Origin of the sequence: Streptomyces sp. NRRL S-1022 (genome assembly GCF_000720135.1) — a bacterium.
Taxonomy (GTDB): domain Bacteria; phylum Actinomycetota; class Actinomycetes; order Streptomycetales; family Streptomycetaceae; genus Streptomyces.
Window position 1 is genome coordinate 169,902 of sequence record NZ_JOIU01000009.1, and the last position, 19,966, is coordinate 189,867.

Below are 19,966 nucleotides of genomic sequence, written 5' to 3' on the forward strand. Positions count from 1 at the left end.
TCAGCGCAGCTCGGCCAGCCCCCGCCGGGTCGCCGCCACCACCACCCGGTCGCCCTTCGCCAGGACGTGCTCGGCGGAGGTGGCCGGGTGGCCCAGCAGGGCGAGGACGCGCCAGGAACCGGAGTGGAAGGCCTCCCGGACGGTGCGGCCCTCCAGCCGGGGGTGGCCGTCCACGTCGATCGCGGCGAACAGCAGCACCCGGCGTTCCACGGCGACGGCGCCCAGCACCTGGCGGCCCAGCATCGCCCCGGCGAAGGCGGGGGCGGCCAGGTGGGTGACGCTGCGGCTGCGGGTCAGGGCCTGGGGGTAGGCGGTGCGCAGGGTGCGGTAGACGGCGGTGGCGAAGTCGTCGTCGTACAGGCGCAGGACCACGCGGAGATCGGGGCGTACGGTCCGGGCGTAGAGCACGGCCTCCAGGTTGGTGGTGTCGGAGCTGGTCACCGCCAGCAGGGCCTGGGCCCGGTGGATCTGGGCGCCCTCCAGGACGCCCTCCTGGGTGACGTCCCCGAGGACCACCGGCACCCGCAGCCGGCGGGCGGTGGCCAGGCCGCGCGCCTCCGGGTCGGACTCGACGCACACCACGGGGATGTTCAGTTCCCGCAGCCGTGTCAGCACCCGGGTGCCGATCTTGCCGAGCCCGAGCAGGACCACGTGCCCGCTCAGGCCGCGCGGGGGTCTGCGCAGGGTGGAGGCGGTGCGGAAGGTGCCGAACGCCTCCAGCGCGGCGGCCAGCAGGAGCGGCAGGAGCAGCAACCCGACGAGCGCGGAGAGGAGTTGCAGGACCTGGCGGCCGAGCGGCTCCCTGAGGGCCGGGTCGTCGATCGCGAAGAGGTCGAGCAGGGTGACGTAGAAGGCGCGCAGCGGGTGGATGCCGGTGACCAGCCACAGGGCGACGGCCAGGCCGACCACGCAGCCGACCAGGCCGGCCAGGGACCAGCGCAGCCGGCGGGAGAAGAGCGAGGCGAACGGCATCACGCCGGTCATCCGGCGGGTGGGCGCGGCGGACTCCGCACCGGCCGGGGCGGAGACGTGTTCCAGCACCACGGCCTGGCGGCCGGCGGCCTGCCGTACCTCCTCGTCGTCGGGGAGCAGCCGCGGCTCGTGCTCGCCACCGCCGTCCGGGTCGCCGCCCGACAACAGGGCGAGGGTGCACAGTCCGGGACCGGTGCCCGTCCCGTCCTGTCCGGTGAGCGGCCGTTCCACGGCACGCAGCAGGAGGCCCTCGGTCTGGACGACCCGGCTGGTGCCGGCGACGGCGGTGGCGGCCAGCACCGGCGCGGCGGTGTCGGCGTCGGACAGCACGGTCGTGGAGGCCTCGGCGCCGGCGTCCGGTCCGCCGTCCTCGTCACCGGCGGCCAACGCGGCGGCCTGGTCGAGGAGTTCCTCGATGTGCTGGCCCAGCCGCCGGTTGTACAGGCGCAGGACGAGCCGCAGCCGGGGGTTGAGCCGACGGGCGGTCAGCGCGGCCCGGATGTTGGTCTCGTCGTCGTCGTACACGAGGGCCAGCGCGGCGGCCCGGGCCACCCCGGCCTCGGCGAGCACCGCCTCGGTCAGCTCCTCCGCCTCCAGCACCCCGTCCGGGTCCGGGCGCGGGGCGGCGGTGCCGGCGGCGGGCGGTCCGGTGCCGCCGGTCCGGCCGACGGTGCCCACGGCGGCGCTGACCACGCGGTCGAACAGCGCCGCCGACGCGGCCCGGGCCCGGCCGACCACGGGGGGCCGGGCGGTGCGCTCGTTCGGCGGTACGACGAGGGTGACCTGTTCGCCGTGGACCCCGCGCAGCTCGGCGGCCAGCCGGTGCGCGAGCCCGTCGTCACCGCACACCACCATGTGCGCCGGCCGGCCCCCCGGGCCCCCTTGGTACGGAACGCTCGCCACAAGGGAAAAGAGTGCCCCAAGGAGATGCGTGGTTCCAGCAACGTCCTGAACGGCCGGGAGACGGCTCGCGTACGCAAGGGGAGGCAGTCCAGCAGCCGGAGGTAACCACCCGTGGCCATCACCGAAGACGCCCCGCCCGGCGCGGATACGGGCCCCGCCGAGCCCGTGCGGGCCCGGCGGCTCAGCTCCCCGCTGGTGCTGGTGCTGACGCTCCTGCTGGCCGTGCTCGCCCAGTCCCCGATCCGCGGGCTGCTGGGCACCCCGGCGATGCAGAGCTGGATGACGGTGTTCGTGGCGGTGACCGTGCAGGCGCTGCCCTTCCTGGTGCTCGGTGTGCTGCTGTCGGCGGCGATCGCGGTGTTCGTCCCGGCGTCCTTCTTCGCGCGCGCCCTGCCGCGCCGGCCCGCCCTGGCCGTACCGGTGGCGGGCGTCGCGGGCGCGGTGCTGCCGGGCTGCGAGTGCGCGTCGGTGCCGGTGGCGGGCGCCCTGGTGCGCCGGGGCGTGACCCCCGCCGCCGCCCTCGCCTTCCTGCTGTCCGCGCCCGCCATCAACCCGGTGGTGCTGACCGCCACCGCCGTCGCCTTCCCCGGACACCCGGAGATGGTCCTGGCCCGGTTCGCGGCGAGCCTGCTGGTGGCCTGCGTGATGGGCTGGCTGTGGCAGCGGCTGGGCCGCACGGACTGGCTGCGCCCGCCGGCCCACGGCGCGCACGAGGGCGCGGGCAGGGGGGAGGCGTTCTGGGACGCGGTCCGGCACGACGTCATGCACGCCGGCGGTTTCCTGGTGCTCGGCGCGACGGCCGCGGCCACGCTGAAGGCGGCGGTCCCGGCGGACTGGCTGCGCGCGGCCGCCGGCACGCCCGTGGTGTCGGTGCTCGCCCTGGCCGTCCTGGCCGTCCTGCTGTCCATCTGCTCGGAGGCGGACGCGTTCGTCGCGGCCTCCCTCACCCAGTTCTCCCCGACGGCCAAGCTGGTGTTCCTGGTGGTGGGCCCGATGATCGACCTCAAGCTGTTCGCGATGCAGGCCGGCACCTTCGGCCGTGGCTTCGCGCTCCGGTTCGCGCCCGCCACCTTCGCGCTGGCCGTCACGGGCGCCGTGCTGACCGGGACGGTGCTGCTGTGAACCGCCAGGCCCAGGCGGCCGTCCTGTTCCTGCTCGGCGCCGCCCTGCTGCACGCGGGTGCCACCGACCTGTACCTGCGCTACGTCAAGGCGGGCCTGCGCCCCCTGCTGCTGGCCTCCGGCGCCGTCCTGATCGCGGCGGCCGTGGCGACGGCCTGGTACGAGCGCCGCCGCGCCGCCCGGTCCGGCCCGGGACACGCGCACCCCGAGCCGCGCGTGTCCTGGCTCCTGCTGCTGCCGCTGCTCGCGCTGATCCTCATCGCCCCGCCGGCCCTCGGCTCGTACAGCGCCCTGCGCTCCGGCACGGCCCTGCAGAAGCCCTACGCCTACGGCCCGTTGCCGGCCGGCGACCCGGTGCCGCTGTCGGTCGTGGACTACGCCTCCCGCGCGGCCTACGGCCACGGCCGCTCGCTGCACGGCCGTCAGGTCCGGGTCACCGGCTTCCTCGCCCTGGACCGGGCGGGCCGCCCCTACCTGGTCCGCATGGCCCTCAACTGCTGCGCGGCGGACGCCCTGCCGGTGAAGATCGCGCTGACCGGCGAACTGCCGCCGGTGCTGCGCCCGGACGCCTGGCTGGAGGTCACGGGCACGTACACCCCCCGCCTGACCCGCGACCCGGTCAACAACGGCCCCGTCCCGTACCTGCTGGTCACCGCGACCCGTCCGGTCCAGGCCCCGCGCGACCCGTACGACGAGACCTGGAACACCTGAGCCGGCGGTGCCGGTTACCGCCCGGCGGCCGCGCCGTCGAAGTCGAAGCGCTCCAGGTCGCTCAGCCAGGCCCGGGCGTTGCCGTCGGACGGGGCGCGCCAGTCGCCGCGCGGGGAGAGGGAGCCGCCGGCCGAGACCTTCGGGCCATTCGGCATCGCCGAGCGCTTGAACTGGGAGAACGCGAAGAAGCGGCGGCAGAAGACCTCCAGCCAGTGCCGGATCTCGGCCAGGTCGTACGCCACCCGCTTGGCCTCCGGGAAGCCGGGCGGCCAGGCGCCGGCGTCCGGGTCGTGCCAGGCGTGCCAGGCCAGGAAGGCGATCTTCGAGGGCCGGAAGCCGTAGCGCAGCACCTGGAAGAGGGTGAAGTCGTGGAGCGCGTACGGGCCGATCTTCGACTCGGTGGACTGCATCTCCTCGCCCGGCACCAGCTCGGGGCTGATCTCGGTGTCCAGGATCGCGGTGAGGATCTCGCCGGTCCCGTCGTCGAACTGCCCGCTGCTGACGACCCAGCGGATCAGGTGCTGGATCAGGGTCTTGGGCACGCCGGAGTTGACGTTGTAGTGGCTCATCTGGTCGCCGACGCCGTACGTGGACCAGCCGAGCGCCAGCTCGGAGAGGTCGCCGGTGCCGAGGACGATGCCGCCGCGCTGGTTGGCCAGCCGGAACAGGTAGTCGGTGCGCAGGCCGGCCTGGACGTTCTCGAAGGTGACGTCGTACACCGGCTCGCCGGAGGCGAACGGGTGGCCGATCTCCTTCAGCATCAGCCGCGCGGTCGGCGTGATGTCCAGCTCGGCGGCGGTGACGCCGAGCGCGCGCATCAGCTTGTGGGCGTTGTCCTTGGTGTGGTCGCTGGTGGCGAAGCCGGGCAGGGTGAAGGCGAGGATGTCGCTGCGCGGCCGGCCCGCGCGGTCCATCGCCCGGGCGGCGACGATCAGCGCGTGCGTGGAGTCCAGTCCGCCGGAAACGCCGATGACGACCTTGGGTCCGCCGATCGCGGCGAGCCGCTGCTGGAGCCCGGCGACCTGGATGTTGTAGGCCTCGTAGCAGTCCTGGGCGAGCCGCTCGGGGTCGGCGGGCACGAACGGGAACCGCTCGACGCGCCGGCGCAGCCCGAGGTCGGTGAGCGGCGGGTCCAGCTCGAAGGAGACGATCCGGAAGTCCCCGGTGCGGGCGGCGTGGGTCCGGCGGTTGTCGTCGAAGGTGCCCATCCGGTGCCGCTCCTGCCGCAGCAGGTCGAGGTCGACGTCGGCGACCGCGTACTGGTCGCCGAGCGGGAACCGGTCGGACTCGGCGAGCAGCACCCCGTTCTCGTAGATCATGGTCTGCCCGTCCCAGGACAGGTCGGTGGTCGACTCGCCCAGGCCGGCCGCCGCGTAGACGTAGGCGGCGAGACAGCGGGAGGACGCCGAGCGGCACAGCAGCTTGCGGTCCTCGGCCCGGCCGACGGTGATCGGGCTGCCGGAGAGGTTGACCAGGACGGTGGCCCCGGCGAGGGCGGCCTCGGCGCTCGGCGGCACCGGCACCCACATGTCCTCGCAGATCTCCGTGTGCAGCACCAGCCCGGGCACGTCCTCGGCGGCGAACAGCAGGTCCACCCCGAACGGCACCTCGGCGCCGGCGATCCGGATGGTGCCGCCGCGCTCGTCGTGGCCGTCGGCGATCTGCCGGCGCTCGTAGAACTCCCGGTAGTTCGGCGGGTACGACTTCGGTACGACACCGAGGATCCGGCCCCGGTGCACCAGCACCGCGCAGTTGTAGACCCGGTGGCGGTGGCGCAGCGGGGCACCGACGACTAGCACCGGCAGCAGCTCGGCCGACCCGGCGACCACGGTGGCGAGGGCCGCCTCGACCTGGTCGAGGAGGGCGTCCTGGAGCAGCAGGTCCTCGATCGAGTAGCCGGTGAGGCCCAGCTCGGGGAAGACGGCGACGGCGACGCCCTCGTCCGCGCAGTCGCGGGCCTGGCGCAGGACCGCTTCGGCGTTGGCGCGCGGGTCGGCGATGACGGTGTGGCCCGTGCACGCGGCGATGCGCGCGAAGCCGTGGCTGTAGAGCGACCAGAAGTTCAACGGGGCATCCTTCATGTCCGGAAGCCTAGATCCCGGCCGTACCCGGGTACTCAGGCGCACCTTGAGTACCTCGGCTCTGGCGGGTGACACCCGGAGCCGACAGGCTGGGGGTGTGCGCCGACGACTCCTCGCCCCCGCGCTGCGGACCCTGCCGTTCCTCGTGCCGTTCCTGGTCGCCCTGGCGGCGTGGGCCGCCTGGCTGGGCTGGGACCAGCAGCGGGACGTGCACCCGGACGGTTCGACGAGCGGCCCGTACGAGGCGTGGCAGGTGATCGGGCTGGTGCTGACGCTGCTGGTGCCGGTGTGCGGGGCCGTGTCCCGGGGGCACGTCGCGGGCGCGATCACCGGCACCACGGCGGGGCTGACGGCCGCGGCCTGGTACGACTGGTCGGACGACTCGACCGGCCTCTTCGCGATCGGCGTGGGCCTGGTCGTGATCGGCAGCCTCGCCGGGACCGCCGCCGTCGCCGGGGTGATGGCCCTGGCCGGACGGGGCGTGGGCCGCACCGCGCGCTGACCGGCGCGGCCACGGCGTGCCCGCCCCTCGCCGGGGCCGGGCACGCCGTGCGGCGGGGTCAGCGGTGGGCGGTGACGTAGTGGAGCGCCATCTCCTCCCACATCAGCGGCACGGGCTCGCTGGTGACCGTGAAGCCCTTCTCCCGCAGCAGGGTCTCGACCCGGTCGAGCGCGCCGTCGGTGTCGTTCACCTCCAGCAGGACGTTCTGCACCTTCGCCCAGTCCGCGTCGTCGATGCCGCGCAGCACCTCCAGCTCCGCGCCCTCGACGTCGATCTTGAGCAGGTCGATGACCGTGACGTCCGGGTGGTGCTCCGCCAGGAAGCGGGACAGCCGGTCCACGGTGACCGTGATCGTCGAGGCCTGGAACAGGTCGGTGGCCGCCTGCTCGCCGAGGCGCTCGCCCATCAGGCGCTTCTGCAGGACCTTCTCCTCCGGGTGGAGGGTGGAGTTGCCGGGCATCGCCGGGTAGTAGGTGAAGGTGGCCTCACGGGCCTCGGAGCCGACGGCGTACGGGTAGACGGTGACATCGCCGGCCTGGTGCAGTTCGAGGTTCTGCTGCAGCGCCTGGTAGTTCTCCGGCGCGGGTTCGAAGGCGATGATCCGGGCCTTCGGGTACTTCTGCTTCATGTACAGCGAGAACAGCCCGATGTTCGCACCGACATCGATGGTGAACGGCGCCTCCGGAAGTCCGGGCTGCTCGTAGTTGTTGTCCTTGAATATCTCTTGGTAGATGAATCGGGCTTCGAACTCCCCGCTGGCGTAGCAGGAGAATCCCTCTTCCATTTCAATGAGGTTCAGGGCCATGACCAGTACATTCCTTCCGCCGGTTCCGGAGCGTCGGCCGGCACCGGCCCGCCCCCGTCAGCGATATTTCCACGTGAATAGTCGAGCCCCGCTCGTGGCCCGCTAGAATCCCGGCAGTGCGTATCCGAAACGCCCGGGTGCCGGTGAAAGCAACCCCTCCGGAGACGGCCTTTCTGTGGCAGCATCCCGGCCATGAGAATTCTTTTCCCTGCCGCTCCCGGATACGGGCTGCTGCTGCCCGTGGTCCCCTTGGCGTGGGCCGCCCGGGCGGCCGGCCACGAGGTACTGCTCGCGACCACCGCCTATGTGACCAAGGCCGCCGCCGAGTCGGGGCTGCCGACGGTGGACGTCTTCCCGGCCCGTGACGTCGGGGCCGACCTGCTGCTCGGTTCGAAGGGGCAGGCGCCGAAGACCGAGGAAGCGGGAGACGGGCTGCCGCCCGGGTACTGGGAGCTGGCCGGCGCGATGCGTCCCTTCGACCTGTTCACACTGGCCATGACCGAGGGCACCATCGAGGCCGGCCGCCGGTTCGGCGCGGACCTCGTGGTCTACCCGTCCGACCACGCGGCGGGGATGCTGGCCGCCGCCGCCCTGGGGGTCCCGGCGCTGGAGGTCGGCAACCGCGTCTCCTGGTCGATGCGGGACGAGGGCGTCCGGGCGAGCGGTGCCCAGAACCACCGCACCGGGGTCATCCCCGACCACTCGCCGCTCATCGCCATGCTGCGCGAGCGGCTGGGCATCGGCGACCGGGAGCCCGACCTCGTCGCCAGGATCGACCCCCGTCCGGCGAGCCTGGGCGGCCTCACGGAGGACGCCGAGGACCGCGAGGGCGGCGCTCCCTGGTGGCCGATGCGCTACATCCCGTACAACGGCGGCGGTCTCCTGCCCGAGTGGGCGCTGCACCGCCCGGACCGGCCGCGGATCTGCCTGACCCTCGGCACCGTCATCCCGCTGATGTCCGACGGCAGCAAACTGCGGCTGCTGATGCAGGCGCTCGGGGAACTGGACGCCGAGGTGATCCTCGCCGACCACTCGACGGACGTGGCGGCGCTGGGCGAGCTGCCCGCCAATGTGCGGCTGCCCGGCTACCTCCCGCTGTCGGCCTTCCTGGGCACCTGCTCGCTGATCGTGCACCACGGCGGCTCCGGTACGACGGCCGCCGCGCTGCACCACGGCGTGCCCCAGCTGATCCTGCCCGAGGGCGCCGACAACCCCCTGGTGGCCCAGCGCGTGGTCGACTGCAAGGCGGGTCTGGCGCTGCCCTTCGCCGACATCGAGCTGGAGTCGGTGCGGGAGCTGGTGCGCCGCCTGCTCGACGAGCCCGCGTTCACGGAGGCCGCCCGGGCGGTCAGCGCGGAGATGGCGGACCAGCCCAGCCCCGCGTCGGTGATCGACCGGCTCGTACGGGGACTGGGCGCCCGCTAGGCACCGTCCGGCTCGGAACAGCACTTGGGAGCTCCACTTGTTTTCCACCACGGCAGACTTCAGCAGCTGGTTCGCCGACCGCTGCCGGGCGCACGAGTACCAGGTGTCCCGGGTTCCCCTCGACCGGCTCGACGGCTGGCGGTTCGAGCGCTCGACCGGGAACCTGGTCCACCGCAGCGGCCGTTTCTTCTCCGTAGAGGGGCTGGACGTCCGGGGCGCGGGACGGGAGGTGGACGCCTGGCAGCAGCCGATCATCGTCCAGCCCGAGTACGGGATCCTCGGGATCCTGGTCAAGAGGTTCCACGGGGTCCCGCACTTCCTGCTGCAGGCCAAGATGGAACCGGGCAACGTCAACCTGGTGCAGCTGTCGCCGACCGTGCAGGCGACGAAGAGCAACTACACCCGGGTGCACGGCGGTAAGCCGGTCCCCTACCTGGAGCACTTCATCGCCCCGCACCGCGGGCGCGTGCTGCACGACGCGCTCCAGTCCGAGCAGGCCTCCTGGTTCCTGGGCAAGCGCAACCGCAACATGGTCATCGAGACGGACGAGGACGTCGAACTGCTCGACGACTTCTGCTGGCTGAGCGCGGAGCAGGTCGGCGAACTGCTCGGGGTCGACAACCTCGTCAACATGGACACCCGGACCGTGCTCTCCGGCGCGACACCGTTCCGGCGGACCGGCCCCGCCCACGGGGACGGCACCTTCCGCCGGGCGCTGGAGCGCGCCTGGCGGCCGGACGCCGAGCCGTACCACGACACGGCGCGGCTGCTGAGCTGGTTCACCGACGCCAAGTGCCGCTCCTCGCTGGTCCGGCGGCGCCTGCCGCTGGCGCGGGTGCGCGGCTGGTCGCACACCGACGGGACCATCGCCCAGGACGAGGGCAAGCACTTCACCGTGATCGGGGTGGACGTCCGGGCCAGCAGCCGCGAGGTGGGCAGCTGGTCCCAGGTGATGCTCCAGCCCCGCAGCGAGGGCGTCATCGCCTTCCTGGCCAGGACCGTCGGCGGGGTGATGCACCTGCTGGTGCAGGCCAGGACCGAGACCGGGGCCGGCGACCTGATCGAGCTGGCGCCGACGGTCCACTGCCAGCCGGGCAACTACCCGCTGGGCGGCGCCCGGCCGAGGTTCCTCGACGAGGTGCTCACCGCGCCGCCGGAGCGGATCCGCTTCGAGTCGGTGCACTCGGAGGAGGGCGGCCGCTTCTACCACGCCCAGAACCGGTACATGCTGGTCGAGGCCGCCGACGACTTCCCGGCCGAGGTCCCGGAGAACTACGCCTGGATGACGCTCCGCCAGCTCACCGAGTTCGTCCGCTACGGCAACTACCTCAACGTGGAGGCCAGGAGCCTGCTGACCTTCCTCACCTTCGCCGAGCTGGACGCCCCCGTGCCGCAGGCCGTCTAGCGGCACGCGGACACGCGAGAACGCCCGGCCGGGATCTCCCGGCCGGGCGTTCTCGCGCGGGTCGCCGCGCGGGCGGTCAGACCCGCGCCGTCAGCGGCTCCCACCAGGCGCGGTGCTCGCGGTACCAGCGGACCGTCGCGGCCAGACCCTCCGCGAACCGCACGCGCGGGGTGTACCCCAGCTCGGTGCGGATCTTGGACCAGTCGACCGAGTACCGGCGGTCGTGCCCCTTGCGGTCCTCGACGTACTCGACGCTGCCGTCCCAGTCGGCCCCGAGGGCGTCCAGGAGCATGCGGGTGATGTCGTTGTTGGAGAGCTCCTCTCCGCCGCCGATGTTGTACACCTCGCCCGCCCGCCCGCGGGTGCGGACCAGTTCGATGCCCTGGACGTGGTCGTCTATGTGCAGCCAGTCCCGCACGTTCCCGCCGTCGCCGTACAGCGGCACCTTCCTGCCCTCCATCAGGTGCGTGATGAACAGCGGGATGAGCTTCTCGGGGAACTGGTGGTGGCCGTAGTTGTTGGAGCAGCGGGTCACCCGGACGTCCAGGCCGTGCGTGCGGTGGTAGGCGAGCGCGACCAGGTCGCTGGAGGCCTTCGACGCGGAGTACGGCGAGTTGGGCCGCAGCGGATCGGTCTCGGGCCAGGAACCGGAGTCGATCGAGCCGTAGACCTCGTCGGTGGAGATGTGCACGAACCGCTCGACGCCCGCCCGGTGCGCGGCGTCGACCAGGGTGTGCGTGCCCAGCACGTTGGTGCGCACGAACTGCGCGCCGCCGTCGATCGAGCGGTCCACGTGGGACTCGGCGGCGAAGTGGACGACCTGGTCGTGCGCGGCCACCAGCCGCTCCACCGTGCCGGGGTCGCAGATGTCGCCCTGGACGAAGGAGAACCGGGGATCGGCCTCCACCTCCGCCAGGTTGGCGAGGTTGCCGGCGTAGGTGAGCCGGTCCAGTACGGTCACCCGGACGTCGCCGGGTCCCTGGGGGCCCAGCAGCGTCCGGACGTAGTGGGAGCCGATGAAACCGGCGCCGCCGGTCACCAGGAGTCGGGTCGTCATGACGAGATCTGCACCTTGCTGTGGTCACCGAGCACGAGCCGGTGGGCGGACGGGGTACGCGGGGCCGGCGTCACCTCGACGTCGCGGCCGATGAGCGAGGCCTCGACCCGGCGGACACCGGTGAGCGTCGAGTCCCGCAGCAGGATGGAGTACTCCACCTCGCTGTCCTCGATGCGGCAGCCCTCGGAGATGGAGGTGAAGGGGCCGACGTAGGAGCCGCTGATCACGGCGCCGGCACCGATGACCGCGGGGCCGACGACCCGGCTGCCGCTGACCCGGGCGCCCTCCTCGATCCGGACCCGGCCGATGATCTCGCTGCTGGCGTCGACCGTCCCGGCCGTGCGGGGCTCGATCCGCTCCAGGACCGACCGGTTGACCTCCAGCATGTCGGCGACGTTGCCGGTGTCCTTCCAGTAGCCGGAGATCGTGGTCGACCGCACGTCCCGGCCCTGGTCGATGAGCCACTGGAGGGCGTGGGTGATCTCCAGCTCACCGCGCGCGGAGGGCCGTACCGCACGCACGGCCTCGTGCACGGCCGGGGTGAAGAGGTAGACGCCCACCAGGGCGAGGTCGCTCTTGGGGAACTCCGGCTTCTCCACCAGCGAGACCACCCGGCCCGCCGCGTCCAGCTCCGCCACGCCGAAGGCCCGGGGGTCGAGCACCCGGGTCAGCAGGATGCCCGCGTCCGGCCGCTCCGCGCGGAAGTCGTCCACCAGGCCGGTGATGCCGCCGACGATGAAGTTGTCGCCGAGGTACATCACGAAGTCGTCGTCACCGAGGAAGTCCCGCGCCACGAGGACCGCGTGGGCGAGGCCCCGCGGCGCGTCCTGGCGTATGTAGGTCACCTCCAGGCCGAAGCGGGAGCCGTCGCCGACCGCCTCGCGGATCTCGTCGGCGGTGTCCCCCACCACCAGGCCGACCTCGGTGATGCCGGCGTCGGCGATCGCCTCCAGGCCGTAGAAGAGAACGGGTTTGTTGGCCACCGGCACCAGCTGTTTCGCCGATGTGTGGGTGATGGGGCGCAGTCGGGTCCCCGACCCGCCGGACAGTACGAGCGCCTTCATGTACGAGCCTCCCGAGCAGATGACACCGGTCTTCCCTCCGGCCGCAGCGTGGCGGCCGGCACTTCAGCAGGGGTGGAGCCGTGCCGGAGGTACGCCGGAACGCCGGTGTCCCGCGCGGGTGCGGGCGGCCGCGGGAGCGCCGGTTCAAGCCGCGTTCAAGGCGCCGGGCGCACACTCGCTGCCCTGGGACCGGGCACCCCCGGCCCGTCCACCTCACAGATCAGCGGAAGGCCCCACCCGCATGCCCAGCACGGCGAGCTTCACGGACGTCTACACGGCCGCTTCCCAGCACTACGGCCGGCAGGTCCAGCTCCTCGACAGCAACCGGTTCGAGGAGTACGCGCACACCTTCACCCCTGACGGGGAGTTCCAGCACACTCCCGGCGTCCCGCCGGCCCGCGGCCACGCCGGGATCATCGAGGAACTGCACCGGTTCAACACCCGCTTCGCGGACGACCCGGTGCAGCGGCGGCACATGTTCAGCATGCTCAACCTGACCGAGCGCGAGGACGGCGCCTTCGACGCGACGTTCTACGCCCTGGTCCTCACCACGCGTCCCGGCGCCAAGCAGCCGGTGGTCGGCCCGAGCTGCCTGGTGCACGACGTCCTCGTGATCGAGGGCGGCGACGTGCGCAACCGCTCCCGCCGGGTGGAGCACGACCACATGTTCGACGCCGCCTGAACCCCCGTCTCCCGTCCTGTCTTTCGTCCCCCCGGAAAGGAATCGCATGACTGGCAAGCCGGTCGCCCTCGTCACCGGATCGTCGTCGGGAATCGGCGCCGCCGTGGCCCGCCGCATGGCCGCCGAGGGCATGGCGGTCGTCGTGAACGCGGTGCGCAGCACCGAGGCGGGCGAGGAACTCGCCGCGTCGCTGCCCGACGCCAGGTTCGTCCGCGCCGACGTGTCCGACGAGACCGAGGCCCGGCAGCTCGTGGAGCAGGCCGTCGCCGAGTACGGCCGGCTCGACCTGCTGGTCAACAACGCCGGTGTCACCCAGCCGATCCCGCACACGGACCTCGACGCCGTGACCGGCGACGTCTGGCGCAGGATCCTCGGGCTGAACGTCGTCGGCACCTGGCAGACGACGGTCGCGGCCGTGCCGTGGCTGCGCGAGGCGCCCGGCGGCGGTCACGTCGTCAACATCTCCTCGGTCGCCGGCACCCGGCCGGCCGGCAGCTCGATCCCCTACGCGGTGAGCAAGGCCGCCGTGGACCACATGACCCGGCTGCTCGCCGGGGCGCTCGGACCCGGTGTCCGGGTCAACGCGGTCGCGCCGGGCCTGATCGACACCCCGTGGACCCAGGGCTTCACCGAGATCCGGGCCCGGGTCGAGGCCACCACACCGCTGCGCCGGGTCGGCACGCCCGAGGACGTGGCCGAGGCCGTGGCCGGTCTGCAGCGCGCCACCTACACCACCGGCGAGGTCGTCCTCGTCGACGGCGGCGCCCACCTGCTGATCTGAACCGGAAGGAGCCGGCGCTGTGAAGCTCGGCGTGAACCTGACCTACCAGGGCGTGTCGGAACTGGCCGTCACCGCCGAACGCCTCGGCTACGACGTCGCCTTCGCCCCCGAGGGCTACCGGTCGGACGCGGCCAGCGTGCTCGGCCTGGTCGCCGGCCGCACCGAACGGATCGGGCTGGCCTCGGGCGTGATGCAGATCCCCGCCCGCACCCCGGGGCTGGCCGCGCTCACCGCGGCCACCCTCAACTCGCTCTCGGGCGGCCGGTTCCGGCTCGGGCTCGGGGTGTCCAACCCGGACGTCTCCGACGGCTGGTACGGCGTGCCCTTCGACCGGCCGCTGGAACGCACCCGCGAGTACGTGGAGATCGTCCGCAAGGCGCTCTCCGGCGAGCCGGTGGTCTACGCGGGCGAGCACTACCGGCTGCCGTACTCCGGCGCCGCCGGAGCACCGCTGCACGTCATCACCGAACCGGCGGGCACCTCGGTCCCCGTCTACCTCGGCGCGGTGGGGCCGCGCAACCTCCGGCTGGCCGGGGAGCTGGCCGACGGCTGGATCGGCGTCTTCGCCGCACCCGAGCAGGTCGCCGAGTCGGTCGAGCGGATCGCCGCCGGGCGGGCCCTGCACGGCTCCACCATGGCCGGCTTCGAGGTGATCCCGTGCCTGGCCACCTCGGTGGGCGACGACATCGCGGGCTGTGTCGACCTGCTGCGCGCGCACTACGCCCACCTGATGGGGATCGGCGACCCGGAGCGGAACTTCTACTGCAAGCTGGCCGCCCGGCTCGGCTGGGAGCAGGAGGCGCGCGAGGTGAGCCTGCGGGTGCGGCGGGGCGACCGGGCGGGCGCGGCGGCGGCGGTGCCGGCGGGCTTCATCGACCGTACGTCGCTGGTCGGCCCGGTCGACCGGATCGCCGAACGCATGGCGGCCTACGCGGGGGCCGGAGTGACCACGCTCAGCATCATGATCTCGGCCGTCGACACCGACCTGGCCGGCCGGCTGGCCGTGCTGGAGCAGGCCAGGGAGGCACTGGAGAAGTCCGGCGTGGCGGGCTGACCGCACGCGCCGTCCGCCCGCGGATTGCCCTCGCAAAGGGCCGCGCCGGAGGGCGACTTGAGGACCGGCCGACCGCGCCCGGTGCGCGGCGGCCGGCCTTGCGACCCGTTGATGATCAGCGTTACAGTCTTGGTGAGCCCCGTATGGGCCTACGTATGGAGGTAGCGGCTACTCAGCCAACACAGGGACCGGCACGTCCGTCTCTCGCAGTTTCGTCAACCCCTGAAGCGGGGGTTCACTGCGCCCATTCCACTGCGTAGGCATGCGGGTTTTTTTGTGTTGTCCTCCTGTGCAGCCGCCCTCCTTTCCGGATGGAATCCGAAAGGAAGTGCATGAGCAAGGAACAGGCCGAGAACAACTGGTCCGGCTTCGACGTCAACGATTTCCAGCGGCGGATCATCGCCGAGTTCCGCGCGAACAACGGCAAGATGACCGGAATGTTCGAAGGCTGGTCGCTGACCGTGCTGACCACGACCGGGGCCAGGACCGGGCAGCCCCGGGAGACGCCCCTCGGCTACCTCGTCATCGACGGCAAGGGCGTCGTCGTCGCGTCAGCGAACGGATCGGACCGGCATCCCGCCTGGTACCACAACATCCGCAAGAACCCCATCGTGACGGTCGAGACCGGCGAGGAGACCTACCGGGCCATCGCCGCCGTCCCGCAGGGAGCCGAACGCGACCGGCTCTTCGAGCGGGTGGTCGCCGAGGCCCCCGGCTACGGCGACTACCAGGCCAAGACCACCCGCGAGATCCCCGTCGTCGTCCTGCACCGGATCGAGCCCCGGCCCGGCGAGGAGCGGGTGAAGGGCATGGGCGACTGGATCGTCGAGGTCCACGAATGGCTGCGCGGCGAGCTGAGGACGCTGCGCGAGCAGGCGGACCGGGTGATCGACGGCACCGCGGACACCATCGAGGCCACCCCGCCGGACCTCGCCCAGCAGATGCGCACCCACTGCCTCAGCTTCTGCGGCGCCCTGCGCCGCCACCACACCGGCGAGGACATGGCCGTCTTCCCCTCGCTGGCCGCGCAGTTCCCCGCGCTCGCCCCGGCGCTCGCCCAGCTGAGCGAGCAGCACAAGGTGGTGGCCCAGCTCCAGGACTCCATCCAGGCGCTCGTCGAGGGCTTCGTACCCGGCGAGTCCGACCCGGTACGCCTGCGCGCCGAACTGGAGGAGCTGGCCGGCCGCCTGGAGTCCCACTTCGACTTCGAGGAGCAGACCGTGGTGACGGCGCTGAACGCCACGGCCGACGCACCGCCGTTCGCCTGATCCGGCACGGGCTCTTGAGCTGTCCTCTAGCGCCCGCTGCGAGCCTCGCCACCGGGTAGCGGCAGCAGACCGGCGCGGCCACCGACCGTGGCCGCACGGCCCGGTTCGCCGCGCACCAGGAGGAGAGGAACCACCATGAGCAGTATCCCCGTCGGCGGCCGGCACGGCAGGCCGGCCACGAGGGACGGGCAGCCCGAGCTGCGGCGCACCGAGCACGTCAGGTACTCGATGGCGCCGGCCCGTACCCTCTACGAGCTGGCCGCCGACGTCACACGCTGGCCCGCCATCTTCGGGCCCAGCATCTACGCCCAGCACCTGAGCCGCGGCCCGCGCACCGAGCGGTTCCGGCTGTGGGCCCAGGTGAACGGCGAGGTCAAGTCCTGGGTGTCCCGGCGCGAACTCGACCCGGACGCGCTGTGGATCCGCTTCGACCAGGAGGAGAGCGCCGCCCCCATCGGCAGCATGGGCGGCGAGTGGCACTTCCGGCCGCTGCCGGACGGCGGCACCGAGATCGTGCTGCTCCACGAGTTCACCGCAGCCGACGACAGCCAGGAGACGGTCAGCTGGATCGCCTCCGCGCTCGACCGCAACAGCGCGGTGGAGCTGGAGGCGCTGACCCGGATCGCCGAACTGGGCCACGCGATCGACGACGTGGTGTTCTCGTTCACCGACACGGTCGCGCTGGGGCGCCCGGCCGCCGAGGTCTACGACTTCCTGAACCGCTCGGACCTGTGGCCGCAGCGCCTCCCGCACGTGCGGCGGGTGACGCTGAAGGAGGACGTGCCCGGCGTCCAGGACATGGTGATGGAGACGGTCACCGCGGACGGCTCCACGCACAGCACGCACTCGGTCCGGGTCTGCGTGCCCGGCCAGCTGATCGTCTACAAGCAGCTGGTGCCGCCGCGGCTGCTCTTCGGCCACAGCGGACGCTGGGAGCTGGCCGGGGAGGGCGACGAGGTGCTGGTGACCGCCGAACACACCGTCGCGATCAACCCGGGCGCCGTCGCCGAGGTGCTGGGCGCCGGCAAGACGCTGGCCGACGCGCGCGAGTACGTCCGCGGCGCGCTGGGGCGCAACAGCCGCAGCACGCTCGACCACGCCGGGTCGTGGCGCCATGGGTGAGCCCGGCGGCCTGCCCCACGACGGCTCCTGCGACAGCGTCTTCGCCGAGGTGGCGCGGGTCTTCCGGCGGCACTTCGCCGACGGCGAGGAGATCGGCGCGGCGGTGTGCGTCTACCACCGCGGCCGGCCGGTGGTGGACCTGTGGGGCGGCTTCGCCGACCCCGGCCGGACCGACCCGTGGCGGGCGTCGACCCTGAGCGTCCTCGCCTCGCCCACCAAGGCACTGGTCACCGCCGCGGCGCTGCTCCTGGTGGACCGCGGGGTGCTGGAGCTGGACCGGCCGATCGCCGACCACTGGCCGGAGTTCGCCGCGCACGGCAAGGAGAAGATCACGCTGCGGATGGTGCTGAGCCACCGCTCCGGCGTGGTCTGCCTGGACCACGCCCCGATCACCGCCGACCACATGCGCCGGCACACCCCGATCGCCGAGGCGCTCGCCGGGGCCCGCCCGGAGTGGGAGCCGGACACCGCGCACGGGTACCACGCCGTGACCTTCGGCTACCTGGTCAGCGAACTGATCCGCAGGCGCACCGGCCGCACGGTCGGCGTCTTCTTCGCCGAGGAGATCGCCGCGCCGCTGGGCCTGGACTGCCACATCGGCCTGCCCGATCCGGACGCCGTCCACCTGGCCACCATGCTCCAGTCCAAGGCCGAGGACGTGATGTCGGGCGGTGACCCCGGCGACGCCATCGCCATGCTGACCGAGCTGGGCAGGCCCGAGTCGCTCACCCACCGGTCGACGGTGGCCAGCATGGCCCTGGACCCGGAACCGGAGCCGACGGCCGAGGACCCGTCCTACGGCGGCTGGGCGAGCGCCCGGTCCCTGGCCCGGCTGTACGCCGCACTCGTCGGCGAGGTCGACGGGTTCCGGCTGCTCAGCCCCGGGATGTCGGCCGAGATCGGCCGGGTGCACGCCGAGGGCCCCTGCCGGATCACCATGATGTCCACCGCCTGGGGGCTGGGCTTCATGCTGCCCGACAGCCCCACCTTCCCGGCCTCGGCCGGCCTGACCACCGCGTTCGGCTTCGACGGCGCGAACGGCACCTTCACCTTCGCCGACCCGCGCCACGACCTCGCCTTCGCCTACGTGCAGAACTCCGGCTCCCGCGAGCTGGGCAGCATCGACGACCGCGCCCACCGGCTCGTACGAGCCGTCTATTCGAGCGTCGGACAGCGCTCGGCCAAGGAGGAATCATGACCCGCACCCCTCTGGTCGCCCTGGTGACCGGCGCCACCAGCGGCATCGGCCTGGAGATCACCCGCCGGCTGGCCCGGGACGGCGCCCGGGTGTACCTGTGCGCGCGGCGCGAGGACGTCGTCGCCGAGACCGTGAAGCAGCTCCAGGACGAGGGGCTCGACGTCGACGGCCGGGCCTGCGACGTCACCTCCCGCGAGGACGTCCGCGCCTTCGTCCGGGCCGCCACCGAACGGTTCGGCCCGGTGGACGTCCTGGTGAACAACGCCGGCCGGTCCGGCGGCGGCGTCACCAAGGACGTCCCCGACGAGCTCTGGCTCGACGTGATCAACACCAACCTCAACAGCGTCTTCATGATGACCAAGGAGGTCCTCAACCACGGCGGCATCCTGGACCGCGGCTGGGGACGCATCGTCAACATCGCGTCCACCGGCGGCAAGCAGGGCGTCGTCAACGGTGCCCCGTACTCGGCCGCCAAGCACGGCGTCGTCGGGTTCAGCAAGGCGCTCGGCCTGGAGCTGGCGAAGACCGGGGTGACCGTGAACGCGGTCTGCCCCGGGTTCGTGGAGACGCCGATGGCCGAACGCGTGCGCGAGGTCTACTCCGGGCTGTGGAAGGTCCCGGCCGAGGAGGTCCACGAGCGGGTGAGCGCCCGGGTGCCGATCGGCCGGTACGTCGTACCCGAGGAGGTGGCCGCGATGGTGGCCTACCTGGTCGGTCCCGGCAGCGACGCGGTGACCGCGCAGGCCCTGAACGTGTGCGGCGGCCTCGGCAACTACTGATCCGCCACGACGAAGGGGCGTTTCCCGGCCGGCAGCCGGGAAACGCCCCTTCGTCGTGTACGGGCCGGCGGTTCAGCCGGCCCGGCCCGCGAGGGCGGCCAGGGTCGAGGTCAGCTGCTGCTCGTCGTCGGTCCGGTGGGTGACCACACCCGGGGTGATGCGCCGGCACAGGCCGCCCAGGACCTTGCCGGGGCCCACCTCGACCAGGTTCCCCGCACCCTCGGCCACCAGCCGCTGCGCCGTACCGGTCCAGTCGACCCGCCCGGTGAACTGGCGGAGCAGGCAGCCGCGCGCCTCGGCGCCGTCCCGGACCGGTGCCGCGGTGAAGCTGGAGACGACCGGGATCACCGGATCGCGGAACTCCACGTCCGCCAGGGCCGCGGCGAACTCGTCCTCGACGCCGCCGAGGAGCGTGCAGTGCGCGGCACCGCCGATCTTCAGCATCACGACGCGGTCGGCGCCGGCCTGCCCGACCAGCTGGGCGAGCGCGTCGACCGCGGCCGTCTGCCCGGAGACGACCACCTGGGTGAAGTCGTTGTGGTTGGCGACCTCCACGACCTCGCCGGAGGCGGCGGCGGCCTTGAGGCACAGCTCCTCCACCGTCGCCAGGTCCAGGCCGACGACCGCCGCCATCTTGCCCGGCACCCGGGCGTTCGCCGCCCTCATCAGTTCGCCGCGCAGCCGGACCAGCCGCAGCGCGTCGGTCCAGTCCAGGACGCCGGCGCAGACCAGCGCGCTGAACTCGCCCAGGCTGTGCCCGGCGGCGAGATCCGGTACGACACCGTGCGCGCGGAGCACTTCGAGCGCCACCACGCTGGTCAGCACCACGGCGGGCTGGGTGACGGGCATCTGCCGCAGCTCCGTGGCCGGGCCCTCCCAGCACAGCCGGGACAGTTCGAAGCCGAGCAGTTCGTCGGCGCGGCGGTAGTAGCTCTCGGTCAGCCCGGGCCAACGCCGCATCAGGTCGAGCCCCATGCCCACGCGCTGGGCGCCCTGGCCGGGGAAGAGGAAGGCGGTCCTGTCCAATGCAGACACT

The 19,966-nt window shown here is 72.7% G+C and carries 18 protein-coding genes; 12 read left to right on the forward strand and 6 right to left on the reverse strand.

All coding sequences use genetic code 11. The annotated features are described in order from the left end of the window. The gene (locus tag IG05_RS0113945; RefSeq protein WP_030342461.1) at positions 1 to 1,827 is read right to left on the reverse strand and encodes an NAD(P)-binding protein; all 1,827 of its coding nucleotides are present in this window, start codon (positions 1,825 to 1,827) and stop codon (positions 1 to 3) included. Positions 1,828 to 1,986: 159 nt separating this feature from the next. Here IG05_RS0113945 and IG05_RS0113950 point away from each other — a divergent pair, with 159 nt between their 5' ends. Continuing rightward, positions 1,987 to 2,997, forward strand: a complete 1,011-nt coding sequence (locus IG05_RS0113950; RefSeq protein ID WP_030342463.1) for a permease — start codon at positions 1,987 to 1,989, stop codon at positions 2,995 to 2,997. Beyond that, on the forward strand, positions 2,994 to 3,707 hold the full coding sequence (locus tag IG05_RS0113955) for a TIGR03943 family putative permease subunit (protein WP_030342464.1): 714 nt from the start codon (positions 2,994 to 2,996) through the stop codon (positions 3,705 to 3,707). The genes IG05_RS0113950 and IG05_RS0113955 overlap by 4 nt, the downstream gene beginning before the upstream one ends. A 14-nt stretch (positions 3,708 to 3,721) precedes the next feature. Here IG05_RS0113955 and IG05_RS0113960 read toward each other — a convergent pair whose 3' ends face one another. Further along, complete coding sequence (locus IG05_RS0113960; protein ID WP_030342466.1) at positions 3,722 to 5,788, reverse strand: NAD(+) synthase; 2,067 nt, start codon at positions 5,786 to 5,788, stop codon at positions 3,722 to 3,724. A gap of 97 nt (positions 5,789 to 5,885) precedes the next feature. Between IG05_RS0113960 and IG05_RS0113965 the strand changes: the two genes are divergently transcribed. Next, on the forward strand, positions 5,886 to 6,290 hold the full coding sequence (locus tag IG05_RS0113965) for a hypothetical protein (RefSeq protein WP_037813715.1): 405 nt from the start codon (positions 5,886 to 5,888) through the stop codon (positions 6,288 to 6,290). 58 nt (positions 6,291 to 6,348) lie between these two features. Here IG05_RS0113965 and IG05_RS0113970 read toward each other — a convergent pair whose 3' ends face one another. Continuing rightward, positions 6,349 to 7,095 carry an FkbM family methyltransferase gene (locus IG05_RS0113970; protein ID WP_078894124.1) on the reverse strand — a complete coding sequence of 249 codons (747 nt, stop codon included), beginning with the start codon at positions 7,093 to 7,095 and terminating at the stop codon, positions 6,349 to 6,351. 192 nt (positions 7,096 to 7,287) lie between these two features. Between IG05_RS0113970 and IG05_RS42145 the strand changes: the two genes are divergently transcribed. After that, complete coding sequence (locus IG05_RS42145) at positions 7,288 to 8,520, forward strand: nucleotide disphospho-sugar-binding domain-containing protein (RefSeq protein ID WP_030342471.1); 1,233 nt, start codon at positions 7,288 to 7,290, stop codon at positions 8,518 to 8,520. A 37-nt stretch (positions 8,521 to 8,557) separates the two neighbouring features. Next, positions 8,558 to 9,925 (forward strand): NDP-hexose 2,3-dehydratase family protein, encoded by a 1,368-nt coding sequence (locus tag IG05_RS0113980; RefSeq protein WP_030342472.1) that lies wholly within the window; start codon positions 8,558 to 8,560, stop codon positions 9,923 to 9,925. Between the two features lie 76 nt (positions 9,926 to 10,001). Here IG05_RS0113980 and rfbB read toward each other — a convergent pair whose 3' ends face one another. Both rfbB and IG05_RS0113990 read right to left on the reverse strand, forming a co-directional pair. Continuing rightward, positions 10,002 to 10,982: a dTDP-glucose 4,6-dehydratase gene (rfbB, locus tag IG05_RS0113985; RefSeq protein ID WP_030342474.1), complete on the reverse strand. Its 981-nt coding sequence runs from the start codon at positions 10,980 to 10,982 to the stop codon at positions 10,002 to 10,004. Next, entirely contained in the window at positions 10,979 to 12,046 is a 1,068-nt protein-coding gene (locus IG05_RS0113990; RefSeq protein ID WP_030342476.1) for a glucose-1-phosphate thymidylyltransferase, read from the reverse strand. Before IG05_RS0113990 ends, rfbB begins: the two co-directional genes overlap by 4 nt. 241 nt (positions 12,047 to 12,287) lie before the next feature. On the opposite strand from IG05_RS0113990, the gene IG05_RS0114000 reads away from it, so the two are divergent. From IG05_RS0114000 to IG05_RS0114030, 7 genes are all read left to right on the forward strand, one after another. Continuing rightward, on the forward strand, positions 12,288 to 12,728 hold the full coding sequence (locus IG05_RS0114000; RefSeq protein WP_030342478.1) for a nuclear transport factor 2 family protein: 441 nt from the start codon (positions 12,288 to 12,290) through the stop codon (positions 12,726 to 12,728). A 46-nt stretch (positions 12,729 to 12,774) separates the two neighbouring features. Then, the gene (locus IG05_RS0114005) at positions 12,775 to 13,509 is read left to right on the forward strand and encodes an SDR family NAD(P)-dependent oxidoreductase (RefSeq protein WP_030342480.1); all 735 of its coding nucleotides are present in this window, start codon (positions 12,775 to 12,777) and stop codon (positions 13,507 to 13,509) included. Between the two features lie 19 nt (positions 13,510 to 13,528). Then, entirely contained in the window at positions 13,529 to 14,563 is a 1,035-nt protein-coding gene (locus IG05_RS0114010) for an LLM class flavin-dependent oxidoreductase (RefSeq protein ID WP_030342482.1), read from the forward strand. Positions 14,564 to 14,895: 332 nt separating this feature from the next. Next, on the forward strand, positions 14,896 to 15,831 hold the full coding sequence (locus IG05_RS0114015; protein ID WP_078894126.1) for a nitroreductase/quinone reductase family protein: 936 nt from the start codon (positions 14,896 to 14,898) through the stop codon (positions 15,829 to 15,831). 135 nt (positions 15,832 to 15,966) lie between these two features. Beyond that, complete coding sequence (locus tag IG05_RS0114020) at positions 15,967 to 16,953, forward strand: aromatase/cyclase (protein WP_078894128.1); 987 nt, start codon at positions 15,967 to 15,969, stop codon at positions 16,951 to 16,953. Continuing rightward, positions 16,946 to 18,151 carry a serine hydrolase domain-containing protein gene (locus tag IG05_RS0114025; protein WP_051789796.1) on the forward strand — a complete coding sequence of 402 codons (1,206 nt, stop codon included), beginning with the start codon at positions 16,946 to 16,948 and terminating at the stop codon, positions 18,149 to 18,151. The genes IG05_RS0114020 and IG05_RS0114025 overlap by 8 nt, the downstream gene beginning before the upstream one ends. After that, positions 18,145 to 18,930 (forward strand): SDR family NAD(P)-dependent oxidoreductase, encoded by a 786-nt coding sequence (locus IG05_RS0114030; RefSeq protein ID WP_037813718.1) that lies wholly within the window; start codon positions 18,145 to 18,147, stop codon positions 18,928 to 18,930. Before IG05_RS0114025 ends, IG05_RS0114030 begins: the two co-directional genes overlap by 7 nt. 72 nt (positions 18,931 to 19,002) lie before the next feature. Here the strand turns inward: IG05_RS0114030 and fabD are convergent, their stop codons facing one another. Next, positions 19,003 to 19,956: an ACP S-malonyltransferase gene (gene fabD, locus IG05_RS0114035; protein WP_030342490.1), complete on the reverse strand. Its 954-nt coding sequence runs from the start codon at positions 19,954 to 19,956 to the stop codon at positions 19,003 to 19,005. Between the last annotated feature and the right edge of the window lie 10 nt (positions 19,957 to 19,966).

Bases quoted from the DNA above. Each gene is read 5' to 3' on its own strand.
- IG05_RS0113945 (WP_030342461.1), bottom strand. From the start codon at position 1,827: ATGGTGGTGTGCGGTGACGACGGGCTCGCGCACCGGCTGGCCGCCGAG.
- IG05_RS0113960 (WP_030342466.1), bottom strand. From the start codon at position 5,788: ATGAAGGATGCCCCGTTGAACTTCTGGTCGCTCTACAGCCACGGCTTC.
- IG05_RS0113970 (WP_078894124.1), bottom strand. From the start codon at position 7,095: ATGGCCCTGAACCTCATTGAAATGGAAGAGGGATTCTCCTGCTACGCC.
- IG05_RS42145 (WP_030342471.1), top strand. From the start codon at position 7,288: ATGAGAATTCTTTTCCCTGCCGCTCCCGGATACGGGCTGCTGCTGCCC.
- rfbB (WP_030342474.1), bottom strand. From the start codon at position 10,982: ATGACGACCCGACTCCTGGTGACCGGCGGCGCCGGTTTCATCGGCTCC.
- IG05_RS0113990 (WP_030342476.1), bottom strand. From the start codon at position 12,046: ATGAAGGCGCTCGTACTGTCCGGCGGGTCGGGGACCCGACTGCGCCCC.
- IG05_RS0114000 (WP_030342478.1), top strand. From the start codon at position 12,288: ATGCCCAGCACGGCGAGCTTCACGGACGTCTACACGGCCGCTTCCCAG.
- IG05_RS0114005 (WP_030342480.1), top strand. From the start codon at position 12,775: ATGACTGGCAAGCCGGTCGCCCTCGTCACCGGATCGTCGTCGGGAATC.
- IG05_RS0114015 (WP_078894126.1), top strand. From the start codon at position 14,896: ATGAGCAAGGAACAGGCCGAGAACAACTGGTCCGGCTTCGACGTCAAC.
- IG05_RS0114020 (WP_078894128.1), top strand. From the start codon at position 15,967: ATGAGCAGTATCCCCGTCGGCGGCCGGCACGGCAGGCCGGCCACGAGG.
- IG05_RS0114025 (WP_051789796.1), top strand. From the start codon at position 16,946: ATGGGTGAGCCCGGCGGCCTGCCCCACGACGGCTCCTGCGACAGCGTC.